The sequence below is a fragment of the Cellulomonas jepli genome (assembly GCF_047229345.1).
In the GTDB taxonomy this organism is placed as follows: Bacteria; Actinomycetota; Actinomycetes; order Actinomycetales; family Cellulomonadaceae; genus Cellulomonas_A.
The window spans coordinates 1-18,356 of record NZ_JBFTER010000027.1; the positions used below are offsets into that span (position 1 = coordinate 1).

Here is an 18,356-nt window from a genome sequence, read left to right on the forward strand (position 1 = left end):
GTCCCCCGGCGACGTCCGGCGCCACGCGGTGCGCGCGCGGTGCGCGGCGGCGACGGCCGCGTCGACCTCGTCGGGCGTGGCGGGCACGAGCACGAGGCTCGGCTCCCCCGTCACCGGGCTCACGCGCTCGACCTCACGCTCCCCCGCACCGGTCACGAGGGCGCCGTCCACGTAGTGGGCCGTGAGCCGCGGGGTGGGCGCCCCGCCTGCGGTGGTCGTGGCGTCGGCGGCGGGTGCGGGCGAGGTCAGGGTCACGGAGGGCTCCGATCGGCTCGGGAGGGGCTCGGACCCGGCGCGTGTCCCGACCGGTCCGTGCGGTGCTGCTCGCACGAGCGTCGCCGAGACGGCCCCGCTCCGCCACCGCTGCACCCCGGACGAGCCGCACGGCGCCCCCGCGTGGGGCGAGCGGGCGTGAGCGGCGCGGACCTCAGCGCGCCGCCAGCACGTCCGCGAGCGCGAACCGCACCGGCTCCTCGAGCTGCGCGTACGTGCACGAGCCCGGGTCGCGGTCGGTGCGCCAGCGCCGGAACTGGGTCGTGTGCCGGAACCGGTCGCCCTCGAGGTGGTCGTAGGCGACCTCGACGACGCGCTCGGGTCGCAGCGGGACGAACGACAGGTCCTTGCCGCTGTTCCACCGGCTCGTCTCCCCATTGCGCGGCGTGCGCCCCGTGGGCTCCCCGCCCCAGGGGTGCGTCGCGAGGTCGGTGACGAGCGGCGCGAGCTCGGTCACGAGCTCCCTGCGGCGCGCCATCGTGAACGACGCCGCGACCCCGACGGACGCCAGCACCCCGTCGGGCCGGTACAGCCCGAGCAGCAGCGACCCGAGCGCGTCGTCGCCCGAGGTGTGCGGGCGGTACCCGGCGACGACGCAGTCGGCGGTGCGCTCGTGCTTGATCTTCTGCATGACGCGCTTGCCCGGCTGGTAGGTGGTGTCCGGGCCCTTGGCGACGACGCCGTCGAGCCCCGCGCCCTCGAACTGCTCGAACCAGTCCTGCGCGACGTCCGCGTCGTCGGTCGACGGCGTGACGTACACCGGGCCGCTCCCGCGCACGAGCCCCTCGAGGACCTGCCGCCGCTCGACGTACGGGCGGCCGGTGAGGTCGTCGTCCCCGAGCGCGAGCACGTCGAACAGCACGAGCATCGCGGGCGTCTCCTTCGCGAGGAGCTGCACGCGCGACGCCGCGGGGTGCACGCGCTGCTGGAGCGCGTCCCAGTCGAGCCCGCCGGTCGTCGCGGACGGCACGACGATCTCGCCGTCGACGACGCACCGCTCCGGGAGGTGGTCGAGCGCGTACTGCACGACCTCCGGGAAGTACCGCTGCATCGGCTTGGTGTTCCGGCTGCCGATCTCGACCTCGTCGCCGTCGCGGAACACGATCGCGCGGAAGCCGTCCCACTTGGGCTCGTACCATTGCCCCGCGGGGATCCTCGGGACGGACTTCGCGAGCATCGGGTCCACGGGCGGCATCACGGGCAGGCGCATAGCGGTCAGTCTGGCCCGCGGGTCGCCGGGCGGCCAGCGTCCGGAGCCGCCCGAGGGGGCGCGTCACCCGGGTCGCCCACCTCACGGGGGCCGGCGTCGTCGACCGGCCCCCGTGAGGTGCGCTCAGGCGACAGCGGTGCGGACCGTCCGCGCGGCCGTCGTCGTGCACGGGCCGAGGTCCCGCCACACGCCCCAGTCGGTGGCGCGCGGCGCCTCGCCCTGCGTCCACCACTGCGCCTGCCAGGTGCGGCCGGCGTAGGAGACGCGTGCGCCGCCCGTGTAGACCGCTGCGGCGGACCACGGCGTCGCGGCGCACGTGCCCGGGTCGGTGGGCGTGGGGGTGGGCGTCGGGCTCGTCGGGGTGGGGGTCGGCGTCGTCGGGGTGGGCGTCGGGGTGGGCGTCGGCGTGGGCGTCGTCGTGCCGCCGCCGACCTGGAGGTCGACGCAGCTGTAGAACGCCATCGCGGTGTTCGAGACGTTCCACCGCGCGAGCACGGTGTGCCGGCCGGTGGGCAGGTCCGTGAGCGTGTGGCTGATCGTCGCGGACGGCTGCGCGCCGCCCTGGTCGAACGTGCGGTGCAGCACGCCGTCGACGAAGTACTCCCAGGTGCTCGTGTTGTGCGCGGCGGTCAGCTTCCACTGGAACGTCGCCGAGCGCCCGACGGACGTCACGGGCCACGGCTTGCTCGCGTCGTCGAGGACGGCGAACTGGGCGTTCCCGCCGCTGCAGAGCTTCGAGCCCTTGGGCGCCTCGACGCTCTGCGGCTCGTACTTGACCTGACCGCAGTCGAACGGCGCCGCACCGGTCTTGCAGTGGTCCTGCCGGCTCGGGGGTGACGTGACCCAGCCGTGCGCACCGGCGCTGGTCGCGAGGCCGACGGGGACGGCCAGCGCCCCCACCACCCCACCCACCAGGACGGCACGCACACAACGTTCGCGGAATCGCTTCATCGGGACTCTCGCTCTCTGCTCGGGGGCGAACCAGGATGAGTCGGACGGGCCGATTTGTACGCACTGCTTACTAACCCGTCCCCTCCAGGGTCGCGCGCTCCGTCGCCGAACGCAAGCACCCGACGTTCGCCGACCGTTCACCGGAGGGGCCTTGACGGATACCTTGTGCACGATACAGTTGTGCTCGTTGCACCGGCTCGACCGGGGACGCAGCGGACCACCGATCACCACGAGGAGACGCACACCATGGGCTTCATCACCGTCGGCACCGAGAACTCCACGGACATCGAGCTGTACTACGAGGACCACGGCACCGGTCAGCCCGTCGTGCTCATCCACGGCTACCCGCTCGACGGGCACTCGTGGGAGAAGCAGACCGCCGCGCTCCTCGACAACGGTTTCCGCGTCATCACCTACGACCGCCGCGGCTTCGGGAAGTCGAGCAAGGTCGCGACCGGGTACGACTACGACACGTTCGCCGAGGACCTCAACACGGTCCTCGAGACGCTGAACCTCAACGATGTCGTGCTCGTCGGCTTCTCGATGGGCACCGGCGAGGTCGGGCGCTACCTCGGCACGTACGGCTCGGCGCGCGTCGCCAAGGCAGCGTTCCTCGCCTCGCTCGAGCCGTTCCTGCTGCAGACGGACGACAACCCGACGGGCGTCCCGGGGTCGGTGTTCGACGGCATCCGCGAGGCCGCGACGAAGGACCGCCACGCGTGGTTCGACAACTTCTTCGCCGACTTCTACAACCTCGACGAGAACCTGGGCTCGCGCCTGAGCGAGGCCGCCGTGCGCGGCAGCTGGAACGTCGCCGCGTCGTCCGCGCCGATCGCCGCCTACGCGGTCGTCTCCAGCTGGCTCACCGACTTCCGCGCAGACATCGAGAAGGTCGACGTGCCGTCGCTCATCCTGCACGGCACCGGCGACCGCATCCTCCCGATCGACGCGACGGCGCGGGAGTTCCGCAAGCGCCTCCCGGAGGCCACCTACGTCGAGATCGAGGGCGCGCCGCACGGCCTGCTCGCGACGCACCCCGACGAGGTCAACGAGGCTCTGCTCGCGTTCCTCGCGAGCTGACGCACCGCGGTGGCGGCCCGGGTTGACCGGGCCGCCACCGCGTCGGCCACCTACGATGGAGCTGCCATGACCACCACCCAGCCCTCCGGGGCGACCTCGCCGCGGCGCACGTGCGCCAGCGGCGTCCCGTCCGGCACGGTGCGGTCGTGAGCGCGACCACGGGGGGTGGGCGAGCGGTGAGCGACGACGCCACGACGCACGGCACGCGCGCGCGCCGGCCACGGGCCGAGGGCGTCCGCCCGGACGGACCGCGCCCCGACGGAGCCGCACCCGGGACGGACGGCGACGAGCCGGGCGCGCTCGAGGCGATGATCTGCTTCGACATCTACTCCGCGTCACGCAACCTCACCTCGGTGTACCGGCCGCTGCTCGACGATCTCGGCCTGACCTACCCGCAGTACCTCGTGATGCGCGTGCTCTGGTGCCAGGGCGAGCGCACGGTGCGCGAGCTCGTCGACGAGATCCAGCTCGACTACGGGACCCTGTCGCCGCTGCTCAAGCGGCTCGAGGCCGCCGGCCTCGTCGACCGCCGCCGCCGCGCCGACGACGAGCGCTCGGTGCTCGTCTCGCTCACCGCGAAGGGCGCCGAGCTGCAGCAGCGCAGCACCCCGGTGCCCGACGCGATCGGGGCCGCCCTCGACCTGACCCCCGAGGAGTCGGCCGACCTGCGCCGGCTGCTGCACAAGGTCAGCGCGAACACGCTCCGCGCCGCACGCTGACCCGCGCACGGCGGACGTGACCGGCCGCGGCCGCGGCCACGCCGCGCATGACCCCGTCACGGGAGGACCGGCGTCCGGCGAGGCGCCGGCAGCACCGCGCCCCTAGCGTGGCCTGACCACCCGTCGACGGAAGGCCCGGACATGGCCGCGCACCCCGCCCGCACGCACGCCGACCCGGTCACGCAGCGCGAGCCGTGGACCGCGCAGCCGGCGTCGACCCGCACGCGCCCCCGGACCGTGGGACGCCTGGCGCTCGGGGCATTCCTCGCCTTCGCGGGCGTCAGCCACCTCACCACGGCGCGTACGGAGTTCCAGGCGCAGGTGCCGACGTGGGTGCCGCTCGACCCGGACACCGTCGTCGTCGCCTCGGGGGTCGTCGAGGTCGCGCTCGGCGCCGCGCTGATCGCGGTCGGTGGCCGGCACCGCGCCCTCGTGGGCTGGGTCGTCGCCGCGTTCTTCGTCGCGATCTTCCCCGGCAACATCTCCCAGCTCGTGACGCGCACCGACGCGTTCGGCCTCGACTCCGACGCGGCGCGGGCGGTGCGGCTGCTCTTCCAGCCGCTCCTCGTGGTCTGGGCGCTGTGGTCGACGGGGGCGTGGCGCGCGTGGCGTGAGCACCGGGCCGGAGCCGCCGCCACCCGCTGACCCGGCGCCGGTCGGCCGGTGCCGCTGCGCACCCGTCGCCCGCGTGCGACGGTGGGACGGACCGGCCTGCACGGCGGACGACGACCTGAAGGACCCCCGTGGCGAACCGACTCGCAGCGAGCACGAGCCCCTACCTCCAGCAGCACCGGGACAACCCCGTCGACTGGTACGAGTGGGGCGAGGACGCGTTCGCCGAGGCCCGTCGCCGCGACGTGCCCCTGCTGATCTCGGTCGGCTACGCCGCGTGCCACTGGTGCCACGTCATGGCGCACGAGTCCTTCGAGGACGAGGCGACGGCGTTGCTCATGAACCGCGGGTTCGTGGCCGTCAAGGTCGATCGCGAGGAGCGCCCGGACGTCGACGCGGTCTACATGGCCGCGACGCAGGCGATGACCGGCCAGGGCGGCTGGCCCATGACCGTCTTCGCGACGCCCGACGGCGAGCCGTTCTTCTGCGGCACGTACTACCCGCCGCGTCCGGTCGGCGGGATGCCGTCGTTCCCCCAGCTGCTCCAGGCGATCGGGCAGGCGTGGGCCGAGCAGCGCCACGACGTCGAGCACAACGCGACCGCGCTGCGCCAGGCGCTCGCGTCGGCCACCCCGGCAGGCGCCGGCGTCCCCGCGCCGGTCGTGCACGAGGCCCTCGAGGCGCGCACCGCCGCGGCGCTCGACGCCCTCACGACCCAGTACGACGCCCGCTCGGGCGGGTTCGGCGGCGCGCCCAAGTTCCCGCCGTCCATGGTGCTCGAGTGGCTGCTGCGCCGGCACGCCCGCACCGGCGAGTCGCGCGCGCTCGCGATGGCCGAGGGCACGCTCGAGGCGATGGCGCGCGGTGGCATGGCCGACCAGCTCGGCGGCGGCTTCGCGCGGTACTCGGTCGACGCGACGTGGACGGTGCCGCACTTCGAGAAGATGCTCGACGACAACGCCGAGCTGCTGCGCGTCTACGCGCACTGGTGGCGCGCGACCGGCTCGGAGCTCGCCCGCCGCGTCGTCGAGGACAGCGCCGGGTGGCTGCTGCGCGAGATGCGCACGCCCGAGGGCGGGTTCGCCGCGTCGCTCGACGCGGACACCCGCGGTGTCGAGGGCCTGACGTACGTGTGGACGCCCCAGGACCTGGTGGACGTCCTGGGCCCGGAGGACGGCGCGTGGGCCGCCGAGCTGTTCGGCGTCACGCCGGCCGGCACGTTCGAGCACGGCACGTCGGTGCTCGAGCTGCGTGCGGACCCGGGGCCGGACGAGCGGGCACGGTTCGACGACGTGCGCACCCGCCTGCTCGCGGCCCGCGACCGGCGCCCGCAGCCGGGGCGGGACGACAAGGTCGTCGCCGCGTGGAACGGGCTCGCGATCGCCGGGCTCGCCGACGCGGGCGCCCTCCTCGACCGGCCCGAGTGGGTCGACGCCGCGGCGCGCGCCGCCGAGCTGCTGTGGTCCCTGCACGTCCGCGACGGGGAGACCGGGCCGCGCCTGACCCGCACGTCACGCGACGGCGTCGTCGGCCGCTCCCCCGGCGTGCTGGCCGACTACGCCGACGTCGCCGAGGGCTACCTCGCGCTCGTCTCGGCGACCGGTGACCCGGTGTGGTTCGAGCGCGCGGGCGCCCTGCTCGGGACGGTGCTCGCGCACTTCCGGGACGACGCCGGGAGCTTCTGGGACACCGCGGACGACGAGACCGACGCCGTGCTGGCCCGGCTGCAGCGACCGCAGGAGATCGCCGACGGACCGTCCCCCTCCGGGCCGTCCGCCGCCGCCGGCGCACTGCTCACGTACGCGATGCTCAGCGGGTCGAGCGAGCACCGTGAGGCCGCCGAGCACGCGCTCGACCGTCCGCTCGCCGTCTCGGGCAGGTTCCCGCGGGCGACGGGCTGGCCGCTCGCGCTCGCCGAGGCCGTGCTCGACGGACCGCGGGAGGTCGCCGTCGTCGGGCCCCCGGACGACCCCGCGACGCACGCCCTCGTCGCGGCCGCCCGCGCGGGGCTCGCGCCGGGAGCGGTCGTCGCCGTGGGCACCGGCACGGTCCCCGGGACCTCCGTCGGGGGCGCGGCGGGCCCGCTCGCCGTCGGCGACGCCTCCTCCGCTGCGGGCAGGTCTGCGCCCGCCGCAGGGTCCGAGGACGCGGTCCCGCTGCTGCGCGACCGTCCGCTGCGCGACGGCCGGCCCACCGCCTACGTGTGCCGCGGCTTCGTGTGCGACCTCCCGGTCACCGACCCCGCGGCCCTGCGCCGCTCGCTGGGGGCGCGGACGGACTGAGCCCCGGACGGCGCCGGCGGCGACGCCCGCGGCGCGGGGGGTCGGCCCGCTAGCGGTCGCGCTTCTCGCGCACCGCGCGCTGCGCCTCGAGGTTGTCCTGCCGCTCGCGCAGCGCCTGGCGCTTGTCGTACTCCTTCTTGCCGCGCGCGAGCGCGATCTCGACCTTCGCGCGCCCGTCGAGGAAGTACAGCGCGAGCGGGACGATCGTCTGGCCCTTCTCGCGCGTCTTCGACGAGAGCCGGTCGATCTCGGTGCGGTGCAGCAGGAGCTTGCGCTTGCGGCGCGGCGCGTGGTTGGTCCAGGTGCCCTGCGTGTACTCGGGGATGTGGACGCCCTCGAGCCACGCCTCGCCGTCGGTGATCTCGCACCAGCCGTCGATCAGCGACGCCCGACCGGCGCGCAGCGCCTTGACCTCGGTCCCGCTGAGCACGAGCCCCGCCTCGAAGACGTCCTCGATCAGGTAGTCGTGGCGCGCCTTCTTGTTGGACGCGACGAGCTTGCGCCCCGTGTCCTTCGCCATGACGGCACCCTCTCGTTCACGCACGTTCGGCGGATCTGCCGGTCGTCGAGCCTACCTCGCGCCCCGGGATCCGCCCGCAGGGATGACCGCGACCAGCGGGGCGTCCTCCGCCGGCGTCATGCTCGGGCCGGAGCCGGGCGTCACATCCCGAGCAGCGGCCGCGGGTTCGTCGTGTTGCCGTCGACGTAGACCTCGAGGTGCAGGTGGCACGCGGCGGACGTCCCGGTGTTGCCCGAGTACCCGATGAGCTGACCCTCGCTGACCTGCTGCCCACCGCCCACGACGAAGCGCGTCATGTGGTTGTAGCTCGACATGAGCGAGTTCCCGTTGACGAGCCCGTGGTCGATCATCACCTGGTTGCCGAACCCGAACCGGTACTGCGCCCACTGCACGGTCCCGGCGCGGCCCGCGTAGAGCGGGGTGCCGCAGTAGGTGCGCAGGTCGATGCCGGCGTGCAGGCGCACGTACCCGAGCGTCGGGTGCAGGCGCATGCCGTACTCCGACGTCACGTACGCGGGGCTGATCGACGTCGGGTTGCTGAACACCCCGCGCCCGATCGGTCCGCCCTGCGCGGGCGGCGCCGCGGGGGCCGGCTTCCCGGCGGCCTTCGCGGCGGCGGCGGCTGCCTCCGCCGCGGCCTTGGCGGCCGCCTTCTGCGCCGCGGCGATGCTCGCGAGCTCGGCGGAGATCGCGGCGGCCTCGGCGTCGATGCGCTGCTGCTCGGCCTCGGCCGCGGACTTCTGGGCCTCGATCGTCGCCTTCTTCGCGGCCTGCTCGACGATGAGCCGCTCGACCTCCGCCTTGCGCGCCTCGGCCTCGTCACGCGCCGCGTCGGCCTCGACGACCTTCTGGTCCGCCTCGGCCTTGAGCTCGGTGATGCGGGTCCGGACGGCCGTGAGGCGCGCCTGGCTGTTGCGGTTCTGCGCCTCGATCGCGCGCAGCTCGTCGAGCGCCTGCGTCTGCGTGCGCAGCGCGGTCGTCACGAGGCCGTACTGCGCGATGAAGTCCTCGGTGCTCTCGGCGTCGAGCACGATGTCCATGCTCGACGTGCCGCTGCCGCCCTTGTACGCCTCGCGGGCCATCTGGCCGATCGCGACACGGATCTTCTGCCCGCGCTCGGTGTCGGCGGCGATGGTCGCGCCGATCGTCGTCTCCTGCTCCTGCGCGTCGACGAGCCGCGCCGCGATGAGCTCGGCCTCGCGCTCGGTGCGCTGGAGCGTCTCCTCGGCGGTCGCGAGCTCGGCCTGCGCCACGGGCAGGCGCTGCTCGACGACCTGCAGGTCGAGGACGGCCTGCGCGAGCTCGGCGTTGATGCCCTCGAGGGACGCGGCGACGCGCTCGCGGGCGGCCTTGTTCTCGGCGGCCTTCTGCTCGGCGGCGCGGCGCTGGTCGGAGAGCGGGTCGGCGAACGCGGACCCGTGCACGGCCGCGAGCACGCCGAGCAGGCCGGCGACGCCGGCGGCGACCGCCCGGGTCACGAGGCGGCGCCGGGGACGCGCGTGCTGCAGGTCGGTCATGTCACACCCTCGTGTAGCGGCTGAGCGTCACGACGGACGAGATCGCGGCGAGGCCGATGGCGATCGCGACGAGGAACGGCGTCACGAACCAGACGTCCGCCGTCGAGACGTACGGGATCCACTCGACCGACGCGCCGAGCCAGTCCGTGACCAGATACTTCACGCCCACCCACAGCCCCGCGACCGCTAGGCCGGCGCCGATGGTCGCGGCGATCGCGCCCTCGAGCATGAACGGGAGCTGGATGAACAGGTTGGAGGCGCCGACGAGCCGCATGATCCCGGTCTCGCGGCGACGGCTCATCGCCGAGAGGCGGATCGTCGTCGTGATGAGCAGGACGGCCGCGAGCAGCATGACCGCGGCGAGGCCGGCGGAGAGCAGCGTCGCGCGGTTCAGCACGAGGAACAGCTTGTCGAACAGCGCGCGCTGGTCCTGGACCTCCTCGACGCCCTGCCGCCCGGTCAGCACGTCCGCGACGACCTGGTACTTCTCGGGGTCCGCGAGCTTGATCCGGTACGAGGTGTTCATGTCGTCGACGGTCGTCTCCGCCGCCCACCACTGGTCCGAGAACTGCTTCTCGAACGCCGCGAACGCCTCGTCCTTCGACTCGAAGTAGATCTTCTCGACGTACGGGTCGATGTCCGGGGAGTCGAGCGCGGCCTGGATCGCCGTCTTCTGCTCCTCGGTGACCTCACCGGCGGCGCACGTCGGCTCCGGCGAGTCCCGCGGGCACAGGAAGACCGACACCTCGACCTTGTCGTACCAGTCGCCCTTCATCGCGCCGATCTGCAGCTGCAGGAGCGCCGCGGCGCCGACGAACGTCAGCGACACGAAGGTCACGAGGATCACCGAGATGGACATCGACAGGTTCCGGCGCAGGCCGATGCCGATCTCGGAGAGGATGAACTGCAGTCTCACGGGGGTGCCCTCTCAGCGCGCCGAGCCGTACACACCGCGCGACTGGTCACGGACCAGCTCGCCGGAGGACAGCTCGATCACGCGCTTGCGCATCTGGTCGACGATCTCGTCGTCGTGCGTCGCCATGACCACGGTGGTGCCGGTCCGGTTGATCCGGTCGAGCAGCCGCATGATCCCGAGCGACGTGGTCGGGTCGAGGTTCCCCGTCGGCTCGTCGGCCAGCAGGATCGACGGGCGGTTGACGAACGCGCGGGCGATCGCGACGCGCTGCTGCTCACCGCCCGAGAGCTCGTGCGGGCGGCGCTTCTCCTTGCCCGCGAGCCCGACCATCTCGAGGGTGTCGGGGACGGTCGTGAGGATGTGGTGGCGCGGCTTGCCGATCACCTGGAGCGCGAACGCGACGTTCTCGAAGACTGTCTTGTTGGGCAGCAGGCGGAAGTCCTGGAACACCGCGCCGATCTGGCGGCGCAGGTGCGGGACCTTCCACGACGAGAGCGTCGTGAGGTCCTTGCCGGCGACGAAGACCTTGCCCGCGGACGGGCGCTCCTCGCGCAGCACGAGCCGCAGGAAGGTCGACTTGCCCGACCCGGAGGCCCCGACGAGGAAGACGAACTCCCCGCGCTCGACCTCGAGGTCGACCGCGTCGAGGGCAGGCCTCGCGCCGCGCGCGTAGACCTTGGTGACGTTCTCGAATCGGATCACGGCTCGGGGCCAGTCTCGGGGGCAGGGATGGGGTGCGTGCTCTGGCCTCGTCCACCGTAGGCAGGCCCGGCGTACGTTCGGCGCCAGACACGCCGCCGCCCCGGTGCCCCATCGAGCGCACCCGGGAACGTCACCCGGGGCGCGCGCCCGGTACGTCCCGGTCCGTGCAGGTACGTCACAGCGATGAGCCCATCCCCCTGTTCGTGCTCCCCTGCCGGTCGAGGTCTCTCCCCCTGTCGACCGGCGCACGCCCGTTCTGAGCGGTTCGCCCCTACGCGTCGGGCTGCTGCCCCCGGCGCCAGCGGATGCCGGCCTCGAGGAACCCGTCGATGTCGCCGTCGAACACCGCGGAGGTGTTGCCGACCTCGTACTCCGTGCGCAGGTCCTTGACCATCTGGTACGGGTGCAGCACGTAGGAGCGCATCTGGTCGCCCCAGCTCGCCTTGATGTCGCCGGCGAGGGCCTTCTTCGCGGCGTTCTCCTCGGCCTGGCGCACCAGGAGGAGGCGCGACTGCAGGACGCGCAGCGCGGCGGCCCGGTTCTGGATCTGCGACTTCTCGTTCTGCATCGACACGACGATCCCGGTGGGGACGTGCGTCATGCGGACCGCGGAGTCGGTCGTGTTGACGGACTGGCCGCCCGGGCCCGACGAGCGGAACACGTCGACCTTGATCTCCGACTCGGGGATCTCGATCGAGTCGGTCTGCTCGATGAGCGGGATGACCTCGACGGCCGCGAAGGACGTCTGGCGGCGGCCCTGGTTGTCGAACGGCGAGATGCGCACGAGGCGGTGCGTGCCGGCCTCGACGGACAGGTGCCCGAACGCGTACGGCACCTTGACCTCGAACGTCGCGGACTTGAGGCCCGCCTCCTCGGCGTACGACGTGTCGAGCACCGACGTCGGGTAGTTGTGGCGCTCGGCCCAGCGCAGGTACATGCGCATGAGCATCTCGGCGAAGTCGGCGGCGTCGACGCCACCGGCCCCGGCGCGGATCGTGACGACGGCCTCGCGCTGGTCGTACTCCCCCGCGAGCAGCGTGCGGACCTCGAGCTCCCCGAGGTCCTTGCGGATCCCGAGCAGCTCCGACTCGGCCTCGGCGAGCGTGTCGGCGTCCCCGCCGTCCTCGGTCGCCATCTCGACGAGCGTCTCCAGGTCGTCGATGCGCCCGCGCAGCTTCTGCACCCGGTCGAGCTCGGCCTGCGCCGCGGACAGCGCCGACGTGACCTTCTGCGCGGCGTCCGGGTCGTCCCACAGGTCCGGGGCCGACGCCTTCTCGGACAGGTCGGCGATCTTGACCTTCAGCGCCGTCGGGTCGCTCACGGCCTGGATGGAGTCGAGCGTCGTACGCAGGTCGCGGAGCTCAGCGGTGAAGTCGGTGGTGGCCACGGGTGTCGAGGTTACCCGCTCGGCCCGGGCTCACCACGCGCGGGCCGTGGACTCGGCCTCCAGCACGATGCCGTCGGACCACGGCGCCGTGACCCAGCTGACCAGCGCCGGCCGGACGAGGGCCCGGAGCCGGACCTGCGCCGACCTCCCGTCGACGGCCGCCGTGTCGACGAGCTCGAGGCGCACGAACCGGTCGCTGATCTCGGGGTTCTCCGCCAGGTAGGCCCGGGCAGCGCCCTCGACCGCGCGGTCCGTCAGGAGGATCTGCCCGCCGGACGTCGTCCCGCCGGAGGTCGACGGGTCGAAGTAGGAACCCGTCGAGAGCGCGTCGGCCGCCTCGAGCGCGGTCGCGTCGGCGGTGGCGAGCAGCCGTTTGCGGTCGAGGTGCACCCCGGTCGCCGAGACCACGACCGTGACGAGCAGGAGCGCGACGACGACGAGGCCGAGCGTGAGGATCGTCGTCTGGCCGTCGTCCGCACCGGCGCACCCCACCCAGCGCCTGCGCCGTGTCCGCGCCGTCACGACGACGCCCGGAAGGTGTCGACCGCCGCGACGTGGTGCCCGACGACGGGGACGGACAACGGGACCACCGACTGCACCAACGGCGGGACGAACGGGAGTGCGACGTCCACGGCGACCGACGTCGCGACGTCGCTGCCCGGCGCGAGGCACGGGCGGCTCGAGCAGGTGAGGGTCAGCGCACCGGCGGGGTCGACCTCGTCGAACCCCTGGTCACGCAGCGCGAGGCCCACCGACGCCAGCGCACGCTGCTGCCCGAGCAAGGCGTCGTCGGCCCGGACGTAGCTGCGGGCCGCCTCGCGCGCCGCGCCCTCGGCGGCGAACGTCGCCGCCTGCACCCGTCCGAGCACGAGCACCAGGTAGAGCACCGGCAGCAGGAGGACGAGGGTGAGGGCCAGGAACTCCACGACGGCGCTGCCCTCCTCGGACACCACGTGCGCGGGCTCGTCCGCGACGGCTGCGGCCCGCGCGGGCTCGGCCGCCTCGGTGGGCGTCGCGAGTCCAGCCACGGCGGCAGGCACCGCGGGGCCTGCCCAGACTGCGGACGTCACGGCGCCCGCCCCGACCGCAGACATCACGACGCCCGCCCCGACCGCAGACATCGCGGCGCCCGCCCCGGCTGGGGTCGTCACGGCGCTCGCCCCGGCCGCGGACGTCGCCGGGCCGGCTGGGGCTAGTGCCGGCGCAACCGGCCGTGGCGCAGCGACGGGAGCGGCACCGTGGCGGCGGGCCCGCCTCACGGTGCCGCGTCCTCGGCGAGCGCGTGCCCCCGGACGGTCAGAGCCCCTCCGGGCCCCAGGAGTCCCGCGACCGGCAGCGGTGCCGTCACCGTCACCTCGACGACGTCGAGCCCGTCCCACCGGGTCCGGACCGCCGAGACGTCCTGCGCGTACGCGTCCGACAGCGCGCTCTCGATCAGCGCACGGGTCCGTGCGACCCCATCCTGGGGTGCCCGGTCCGCGAGCGCCGCGTACCGGGCGCCCTCGGCCGCGCAGTCGACGAGCGTGCTGCGCACGTGCTGCACGAGCGTGAGCTGCACGACGCCGGCGAACAGCAGCGTGACGAGCCCGCCGACGAGCGCGAAGTCGACGACGGCGGACCCCCGCTCGTCGTCGCCTGACGCCGCGCGCACGCCCGCGCACCGCACCGTGCCGGGCACCCGGCTCACCGACCCCGTCACGACCTCAGGTACCCGGGCCCTGCACGCTCGACAGGGAGTCCTCGAAGACCTCCGCGAGCCGCGGCCCGGCGACCGCCCACAGCGTCACGACCAGACCGGCGGTCATGAGGGTCACGAGCACCCAGCCCGGGACGTCACCGCGGTCGTCCGCACCGGCGACGAAGCGCGCCCGGAGGCGCCGCAGCCCGCCGGTCCCCCGGTGCCCCTCAGGTGCCGTGGCGAGAGCTGCCGTCGCGGTGGGGCCGGACGGTGCGGCCGGCGGGCCTGTCCGGTCGAGCGCGCGGGTCGGTCTCATGGTTCTCCTCCAGGGTGCGCCGGTACGGGACCGGGGTGGCACGTGCACGTCGGCGCGGCTCATCGCCCGACGTTCAGGACGGTCATGCTCGGGAAGACCGCGAAGAGCACGGTCACGGGCAGGATGAGGAAGACCACCGGCACCATCATCAGGACCTCCTTGCGCCCGCCGGACTCCATGAGGACCCGGCGCCCGTGCTCACGGACGTCCTGCGCCTGGGCGCGCAGCACCTCGGCCAGGGGCGTGCCGCGCTCGACCGCGACCGCGACGCCGTCCGCGAACCGCGCGAGCGCAGGCAGGCCGGTGCGGTGCGCGAGCCGTTCCAGCGCGACGGTCAGCGGGGTGCCCGAGCGGGCGTCGGCCAGGGTCCGCGCGAGCTCTCCCGAGAGCTCGCCGCGGGTGGTCCGCACCACGCGCTCGAGCGCCCCGACCGCACCCTCGCCCGCGCTGACGGACAGGGCGAGCAGCTCGGCGACGGTCGGCAGCTCCGCGAGCAGCCGCGTCTCCCGCGCCGCGACCTGACGGGAGAGCTGGTAGTCGCGGGCCAGCGCACCGGTGGACCCGGCGAGCGCGACGAGGACGACGAGGGGCACGAGCTGCGCCCCGCGGGTGGCGGCGAGCAGCAGCGCGGCGAAGAGCCCACCGGCGAGCCCGAGCACGCCCCACACGACCTGGCCGGCCCGGAACTCCTCGACCGACTCGCGCCGACCGGCACGCTCGAGGCGCCGCCGGACGTCCGCCGTCGGGGAGCCGAACCGCGCGACCACGCGCACGCCGTCGGCCATCACGGGAGCGATGAGTCGCTCGAGCGTCGGGAACGGCGAGCGGACGACGGGAGTGCGCAGGAGCGTCGAGGACGACCGCCGCGGGCGAAGGTACGGCGCGAGCCGGTCGTCCAGCCGGATCCGGCGGGCCGCGAGCCGCGACCACACGAGCGCTGCTCCCGCGCCCCCGACCAGGCCGATCCAGGCGCCGAGCAGAGCGCCGCTCACCGCAGCACCCGCGGGTCCTCGGGCAGCCGCCCGATGCGGACCATGACGGCGTACGCGACGACCGAGCACGCCGCGCCGACCAGCAGCACGATCCCCCCGGTCACCGAGTTGTACGCGTGCGCGGCTTCCGGCCGCGTCCCGAGCAGCGCCAGGATCAGCCACGGCGCCGCGACCGCGAGCCGGGCGGCGTACACCGTCCAGCTCTGGCGCGCCTCGAGCTCGCCGCGCGTGCGAGCGTCCTCGCGCAGGAAGCCGGACAGGGTCCGCAGGAGCCGGCCGAGATCCGTCCCGCCGACGTCCCGCGTGAGGCGCAGCGCCTCGACGATCCGGTCGGCCACGGGGTCGGCGAGGCGGACCTTGAGCGCGTCGAGACACTCCCCGAACCGGCCGGTCGCGCGGTAGTCCTCGGCGAACGCCGCGAACGGCTCCCGGAGCTCGACGGGCCCGCGGTCGCCGAGCTGGCCCAGCGCCTCGGGGAGCGAGAGCCCCGCGCGGATGCCGGACCCCAGGTGGTCGACGATCTCCGGCCACACGTCCCGCAGCTGGGTGCGCCGCCGCCGCGCGCGCCCGCGGACGAGTGCGGAGGGCGCTGCGCACGCCATGAGGGCGAAGCAGGTCGCGATCGCGGGTGCCCGCGTCAGCGCCGACCCGGCCACCAGCACGACGATCCCGAGAGCCGCGCTCGTGGCCGCCAGCGCACCGGGCGTGACCTGACCTGCCCCCGCCTGCACGAGCAGGTCCTGCGTCCGGGCGTGCCAGCCGTCGCTCCGCCGCGTCCGACGCACGGGCGCCGCCCACAGCGACCACCACACGCAGCACAGCCCTGCGCCGAGCACGAGCCCCAGCACCACTCCCACGGCGCGCCTCAGCGCCCGGCGCGCAGCAGCGCGGGGAGGTCGATGCCGGCGCGCGCGAACCGCTCGACGTGCGGCGGGTACCCCTCGCCGCGCACGAGGGTCTCGCCCTGGCGGTGGAACAGGTCGGCGAGCTCGACCACCCCGTTCTCGACGCGGCCGGGGACCCCGACGACCTCGAGCACGCGGCGCCGGCCGCGCGCGTCCAGGCCGAGGTGGACGACCACGTCGATCGATCCCGCGACCGTCGGGACGACGAAGCGGTCCGAGACGTTCTCGCCGGCGAGGAGCGGGAGCGTGCAGAGCTTCGTGATGGCCTCGCGCGCGGAGTTGGCGTGCAACGTGCACATCCCGGGGACGCCGGCGTTCAGCGCCACGAGGAGGTCGAGCGCCTCCGCCTCGCGGACCTCACCGACCACGATCCGGTCGGGGCGCATGCGCAGCGCCTCCTTGACGAGCCGGCGCAGCGGGATCTCGCCCGTGCCCTCGAGGCTGGGCTGACGGCACTGCAGGCCGACGACGTCGCGGTGCAGGAGGCGCAGCTCGAAGACCTCCTCGCACGTGACGATCCGCTCGCGTGCGGGGATCGAGCCTGCGAGCGCACCGAGCATGGTCGTCTTGCCGGCCTGCGTGGACCCTGCGACGAGCACGTTCAGGCCGACCCGCACCGCGGCGTCGAGGAAGCTCGCGGCCGCGGGCGTCAGCGAGCCCAGCGTCACCATGTCGTCGAGGTCGCGCGCGCGGGCGACGTACTTGCGGATGTTGACGGCCCAGTGCTTGCGGGTGACGTCGGGGATGACCACGTGCAGGCGCTCGCCGCCCGGCAGGCTCGCGTCCACGAACGGGCTCGACAGGTCGAGCACGTATAATCGACACTATGCGAGTCGCCATCTACGCTCGAATGTCCGCGGACCGAGAGGGCCGAGAACTCGCTGTCGCACGCCAAGAGGAGGACTGCCGCGCCCTGGTCGACCGGGAGGGTTGGCACGTCACCGCTGTCTACATCGACAACGACATCAGCGCTTCGACAAACGGCACCAAGCCACGACCGCAGTACGCCGAGATGCTTCGCCGAGCGGATGCCGGCGAGTTCGATGTCATCGCGGCCTACAGCAACAGCCGGCTCACCCGGCGGCCCAGGGAGTTCGAAGACCTCATCGAACTCCACCTGCGCCGCCGCATCAGGTTCGCCACCGTCGTTTCCGGAGAGGACGATCTCGCTACAGCCGATGGGCGGATGACGGCCCGCCTCAAGGCCAGCATCGACGCCGCCGAAGCTGAGCGAACATCCGAGCGCGCGAGGCGAGCAAAAGCGCAGGCTGCCGCGGACGGTCGCCACCGGGGCGGTCCGCGCCCGTTTGGCTGGGAAGCCGACGGCATGACGGTCAAGCCCGAGGAGGCCGCGGCACTGCTCCAGGCAGCCCGCCATGTGCTGGCCGGACGGACGCTCGCCGCCATCGCGCGCGAACTAAACGACGCCGGTGTCCTGACGACGACGGGTCGGACCTGGACGTACTCAGCACTGCGGACCGCCCTATGCCGCCCGCGTAACGCCGGGCTCGTCTCGCGCGGCCGGGGCGATCGCCCCGGCATGGAGCTCGTCGGGGCGGCTCAGTGGCCAGCAATCATCCCTGCTGAGGTATGGCGCGCCACTCGGGATGTCCTCCTAAACCCTTCGCGGCGCCTTCAGCGGGGCAACGAGCGGAAGTGGCTGGGGTCCGGGTTGTACCGGTGCGGGCTGTGCCCGATGGAACTCGGGAGCACGCTTCGCGTCGCGCCGTACAAGAGTGCCAGCGGTAGGCGGTGGCTTTACAGGTGCACCACGTCCGCGCACCTCACTGTGTCGCAAGACTTAGCCGATGACGTCGTGGTTGAGACGGTGCGTGCAAGGCTTGGACGGCCCGACGTAGCCGCGGTGCTTGCATCACCGGCTGGCGAGAGTGCGGCAACTCCACTACGCCATGAGCGCGCGGCCCTCTTGGCGCGGCTCGCGAACTTCGAGACGGACTACGCCGCCGGACTGATCGACGGTCGGCAGTTGGCCGCGGCGTCGAGCACCGTCCGGAGCCGAGTTGACGATCTGGAGCGCGAGCTCTCCAGACTCGTCGATGGGGGACCCCTCTCGGCTCTCCAGGCGTCGCCCGACCCGGTCGCACTCTTCGACAGCGCGACCCTCGACACGCAGAGGGCGATCATCGATTCCTTGCTTGTTGTCACGGTGAGGCCGGCGGGGCGCGGGCAGAAGCTCGGGCCGGAGCGGATCTCGATCAGTTGGAGGTCATGACGGGACACCGTCAGCGCTCGTCCGGTGCGCCGGTCGAGCGCAATATCGTCCGCCATGCGAGAA

General features: G+C 73.7%; 18 protein-coding genes and 2 pseudogenes. 5 read left to right on the plus strand and 15 right to left on the minus strand.

The annotated features are described in order from the left end of the window. The 3 genes and pseudogenes from AB6N24_RS08535 to AB6N24_RS08545 form a co-directional block, all read right to left on the minus strand. A pseudogene (locus AB6N24_RS08535) lies at positions 1-255 on the minus strand (hypothetical protein); the annotation flags it as partial. A 172-nt stretch (positions 256-427) separates the two neighbouring features. Next, positions 428-1,483 carry an ATP-dependent DNA ligase gene (locus AB6N24_RS08540; RefSeq protein ID WP_412868977.1) on the minus strand — a complete coding sequence of 352 codons (1,056 nt, stop codon included), beginning with the start codon at positions 1,481-1,483 and terminating at the stop codon, positions 428-430. A 123-nt stretch (positions 1,484-1,606) separates the two neighbouring features. Then, on the minus strand, positions 1,607-2,434 hold the full coding sequence (locus tag AB6N24_RS08545) for a lytic polysaccharide monooxygenase (RefSeq protein WP_412868978.1): 828 nt from the start codon (positions 2,432-2,434) through the stop codon (positions 1,607-1,609). A gap of 246 nt (positions 2,435-2,680) precedes the next feature. Between AB6N24_RS08545 and AB6N24_RS08550 the strand changes: the two genes are divergently transcribed. The 4 genes from AB6N24_RS08550 to AB6N24_RS08565 all read left to right on the plus strand — a co-directional run bounded on the left by AB6N24_RS08550 (position 2,681) and on the right by AB6N24_RS08565 (position 7,127). Continuing rightward, positions 2,681-3,514, plus strand: coding sequence for an alpha/beta fold hydrolase (locus AB6N24_RS08550; RefSeq protein WP_412868979.1), 834 nt, complete (start codon positions 2,681-2,683; stop codon positions 3,512-3,514). A 146-nt stretch (positions 3,515-3,660) separates the two neighbouring features. Beyond that, positions 3,661-4,233, plus strand: a complete 573-nt coding sequence (locus AB6N24_RS08555; RefSeq protein WP_412868980.1) for a MarR family winged helix-turn-helix transcriptional regulator — start codon at positions 3,661-3,663, stop codon at positions 4,231-4,233. A gap of 141 nt (positions 4,234-4,374) precedes the next feature. After that, a complete protein-coding gene (locus tag AB6N24_RS08560; protein ID WP_412868981.1) occupies positions 4,375-4,878 on the plus strand; it encodes a DoxX family protein in 504 nt (167 codons plus the stop codon). Positions 4,879-4,976: 98 nt separating this feature from the next. Continuing rightward, positions 4,977-7,127 (plus strand): thioredoxin domain-containing protein, encoded by a 2,151-nt coding sequence (locus AB6N24_RS08565; RefSeq protein WP_412868982.1) that lies wholly within the window; start codon positions 4,977-4,979, stop codon positions 7,125-7,127. 49 nt (positions 7,128-7,176) lie between these two features. On the opposite strand, the gene smpB is transcribed toward AB6N24_RS08565, so the two are convergent. The 12 genes and pseudogenes from smpB to AB6N24_RS08625 form a co-directional block, all read right to left on the minus strand. Then, complete coding sequence (gene smpB, locus AB6N24_RS08570) at positions 7,177-7,647, minus strand: SsrA-binding protein SmpB (protein ID WP_034624648.1); 471 nt, start codon at positions 7,645-7,647, stop codon at positions 7,177-7,179. Positions 7,648-7,787: 140 nt separating this feature from the next. Next, the gene (locus AB6N24_RS08575) at positions 7,788-9,164 is read right to left on the minus strand and encodes a peptidoglycan DD-metalloendopeptidase family protein (protein WP_412868983.1); all 1,377 of its coding nucleotides are present in this window, start codon (positions 9,162-9,164) and stop codon (positions 7,788-7,790) included. 1 nt (position 9,165) lies between these two features. Continuing rightward, entirely contained in the window at positions 9,166-10,080 is a 915-nt protein-coding gene (gene ftsX, locus AB6N24_RS08580; protein ID WP_412868984.1) for a permease-like cell division protein FtsX, read from the minus strand. 12 nt (positions 10,081-10,092) lie between these two features. Next, positions 10,093-10,782 carry a cell division ATP-binding protein FtsE gene (gene ftsE / locus AB6N24_RS08585; protein WP_034624646.1) on the minus strand — a complete coding sequence of 230 codons (690 nt, stop codon included), beginning with the start codon at positions 10,780-10,782 and terminating at the stop codon, positions 10,093-10,095. A 271-nt stretch (positions 10,783-11,053) separates the two neighbouring features. Beyond that, positions 11,054-12,169 carry a peptide chain release factor 2 gene (prfB, locus tag AB6N24_RS08590; RefSeq protein ID WP_412868985.1) on the minus strand — a complete coding sequence of 372 codons (1,116 nt, stop codon included), beginning with the start codon at positions 12,167-12,169 and terminating at the stop codon, positions 11,054-11,056. Positions 12,170-12,199: 30 nt separating this feature from the next. Then, positions 12,200-12,661 carry a pilus assembly protein TadG-related protein gene (locus AB6N24_RS08595; RefSeq protein ID WP_412868986.1) on the minus strand — a complete coding sequence of 154 codons (462 nt, stop codon included), beginning with the start codon at positions 12,659-12,661 and terminating at the stop codon, positions 12,200-12,202. Positions 12,662-12,687: 26 nt separating this feature from the next. Continuing rightward, a complete protein-coding gene (locus tag AB6N24_RS08600) occupies positions 12,688-13,320 on the minus strand; it encodes a pilus assembly protein (RefSeq protein ID WP_412868987.1) in 633 nt (210 codons plus the stop codon). Between the two features lie 104 nt (positions 13,321-13,424). Further along, positions 13,425-13,820, minus strand: coding sequence for a TadE/TadG family type IV pilus assembly protein (locus tag AB6N24_RS08605; protein WP_412868988.1), 396 nt, complete (start codon positions 13,818-13,820; stop codon positions 13,425-13,427). Between the two features lie 52 nt (positions 13,821-13,872). Next, a complete protein-coding gene (locus AB6N24_RS08610; protein ID WP_412868989.1) occupies positions 13,873-14,163 on the minus strand; it encodes a hypothetical protein in 291 nt (96 codons plus the stop codon). Between the two features lie 59 nt (positions 14,164-14,222). Beyond that, positions 14,223-15,155: a type II secretion system F family protein gene (locus AB6N24_RS08615; RefSeq protein ID WP_412868990.1), complete on the minus strand. Its 933-nt coding sequence runs from the start codon at positions 15,153-15,155 to the stop codon at positions 14,223-14,225. Then, positions 15,152-16,012, minus strand: coding sequence for a type II secretion system F family protein (locus AB6N24_RS08620; protein ID WP_412868991.1), 861 nt, complete (start codon positions 16,010-16,012; stop codon positions 15,152-15,154). Before AB6N24_RS08620 ends, AB6N24_RS08615 begins: the two co-directional genes overlap by 4 nt. 8 nt (positions 16,013-16,020) lie before the next feature. Next, a pseudogene (locus tag AB6N24_RS08625) lies at positions 16,021-16,869 on the minus strand (TadA family conjugal transfer-associated ATPase); the annotation flags it as partial. Between the two features lie 17 nt (positions 16,870-16,886). Between AB6N24_RS08625 and AB6N24_RS08630 the strand changes: the two are divergent. Then, positions 16,887-18,293: a recombinase family protein gene (locus AB6N24_RS08630; RefSeq protein ID WP_412868992.1), complete on the plus strand. Its 1,407-nt coding sequence runs from the start codon at positions 16,887-16,889 to the stop codon at positions 18,291-18,293. Positions 18,294-18,356: the final 63 nt, after the last annotated feature.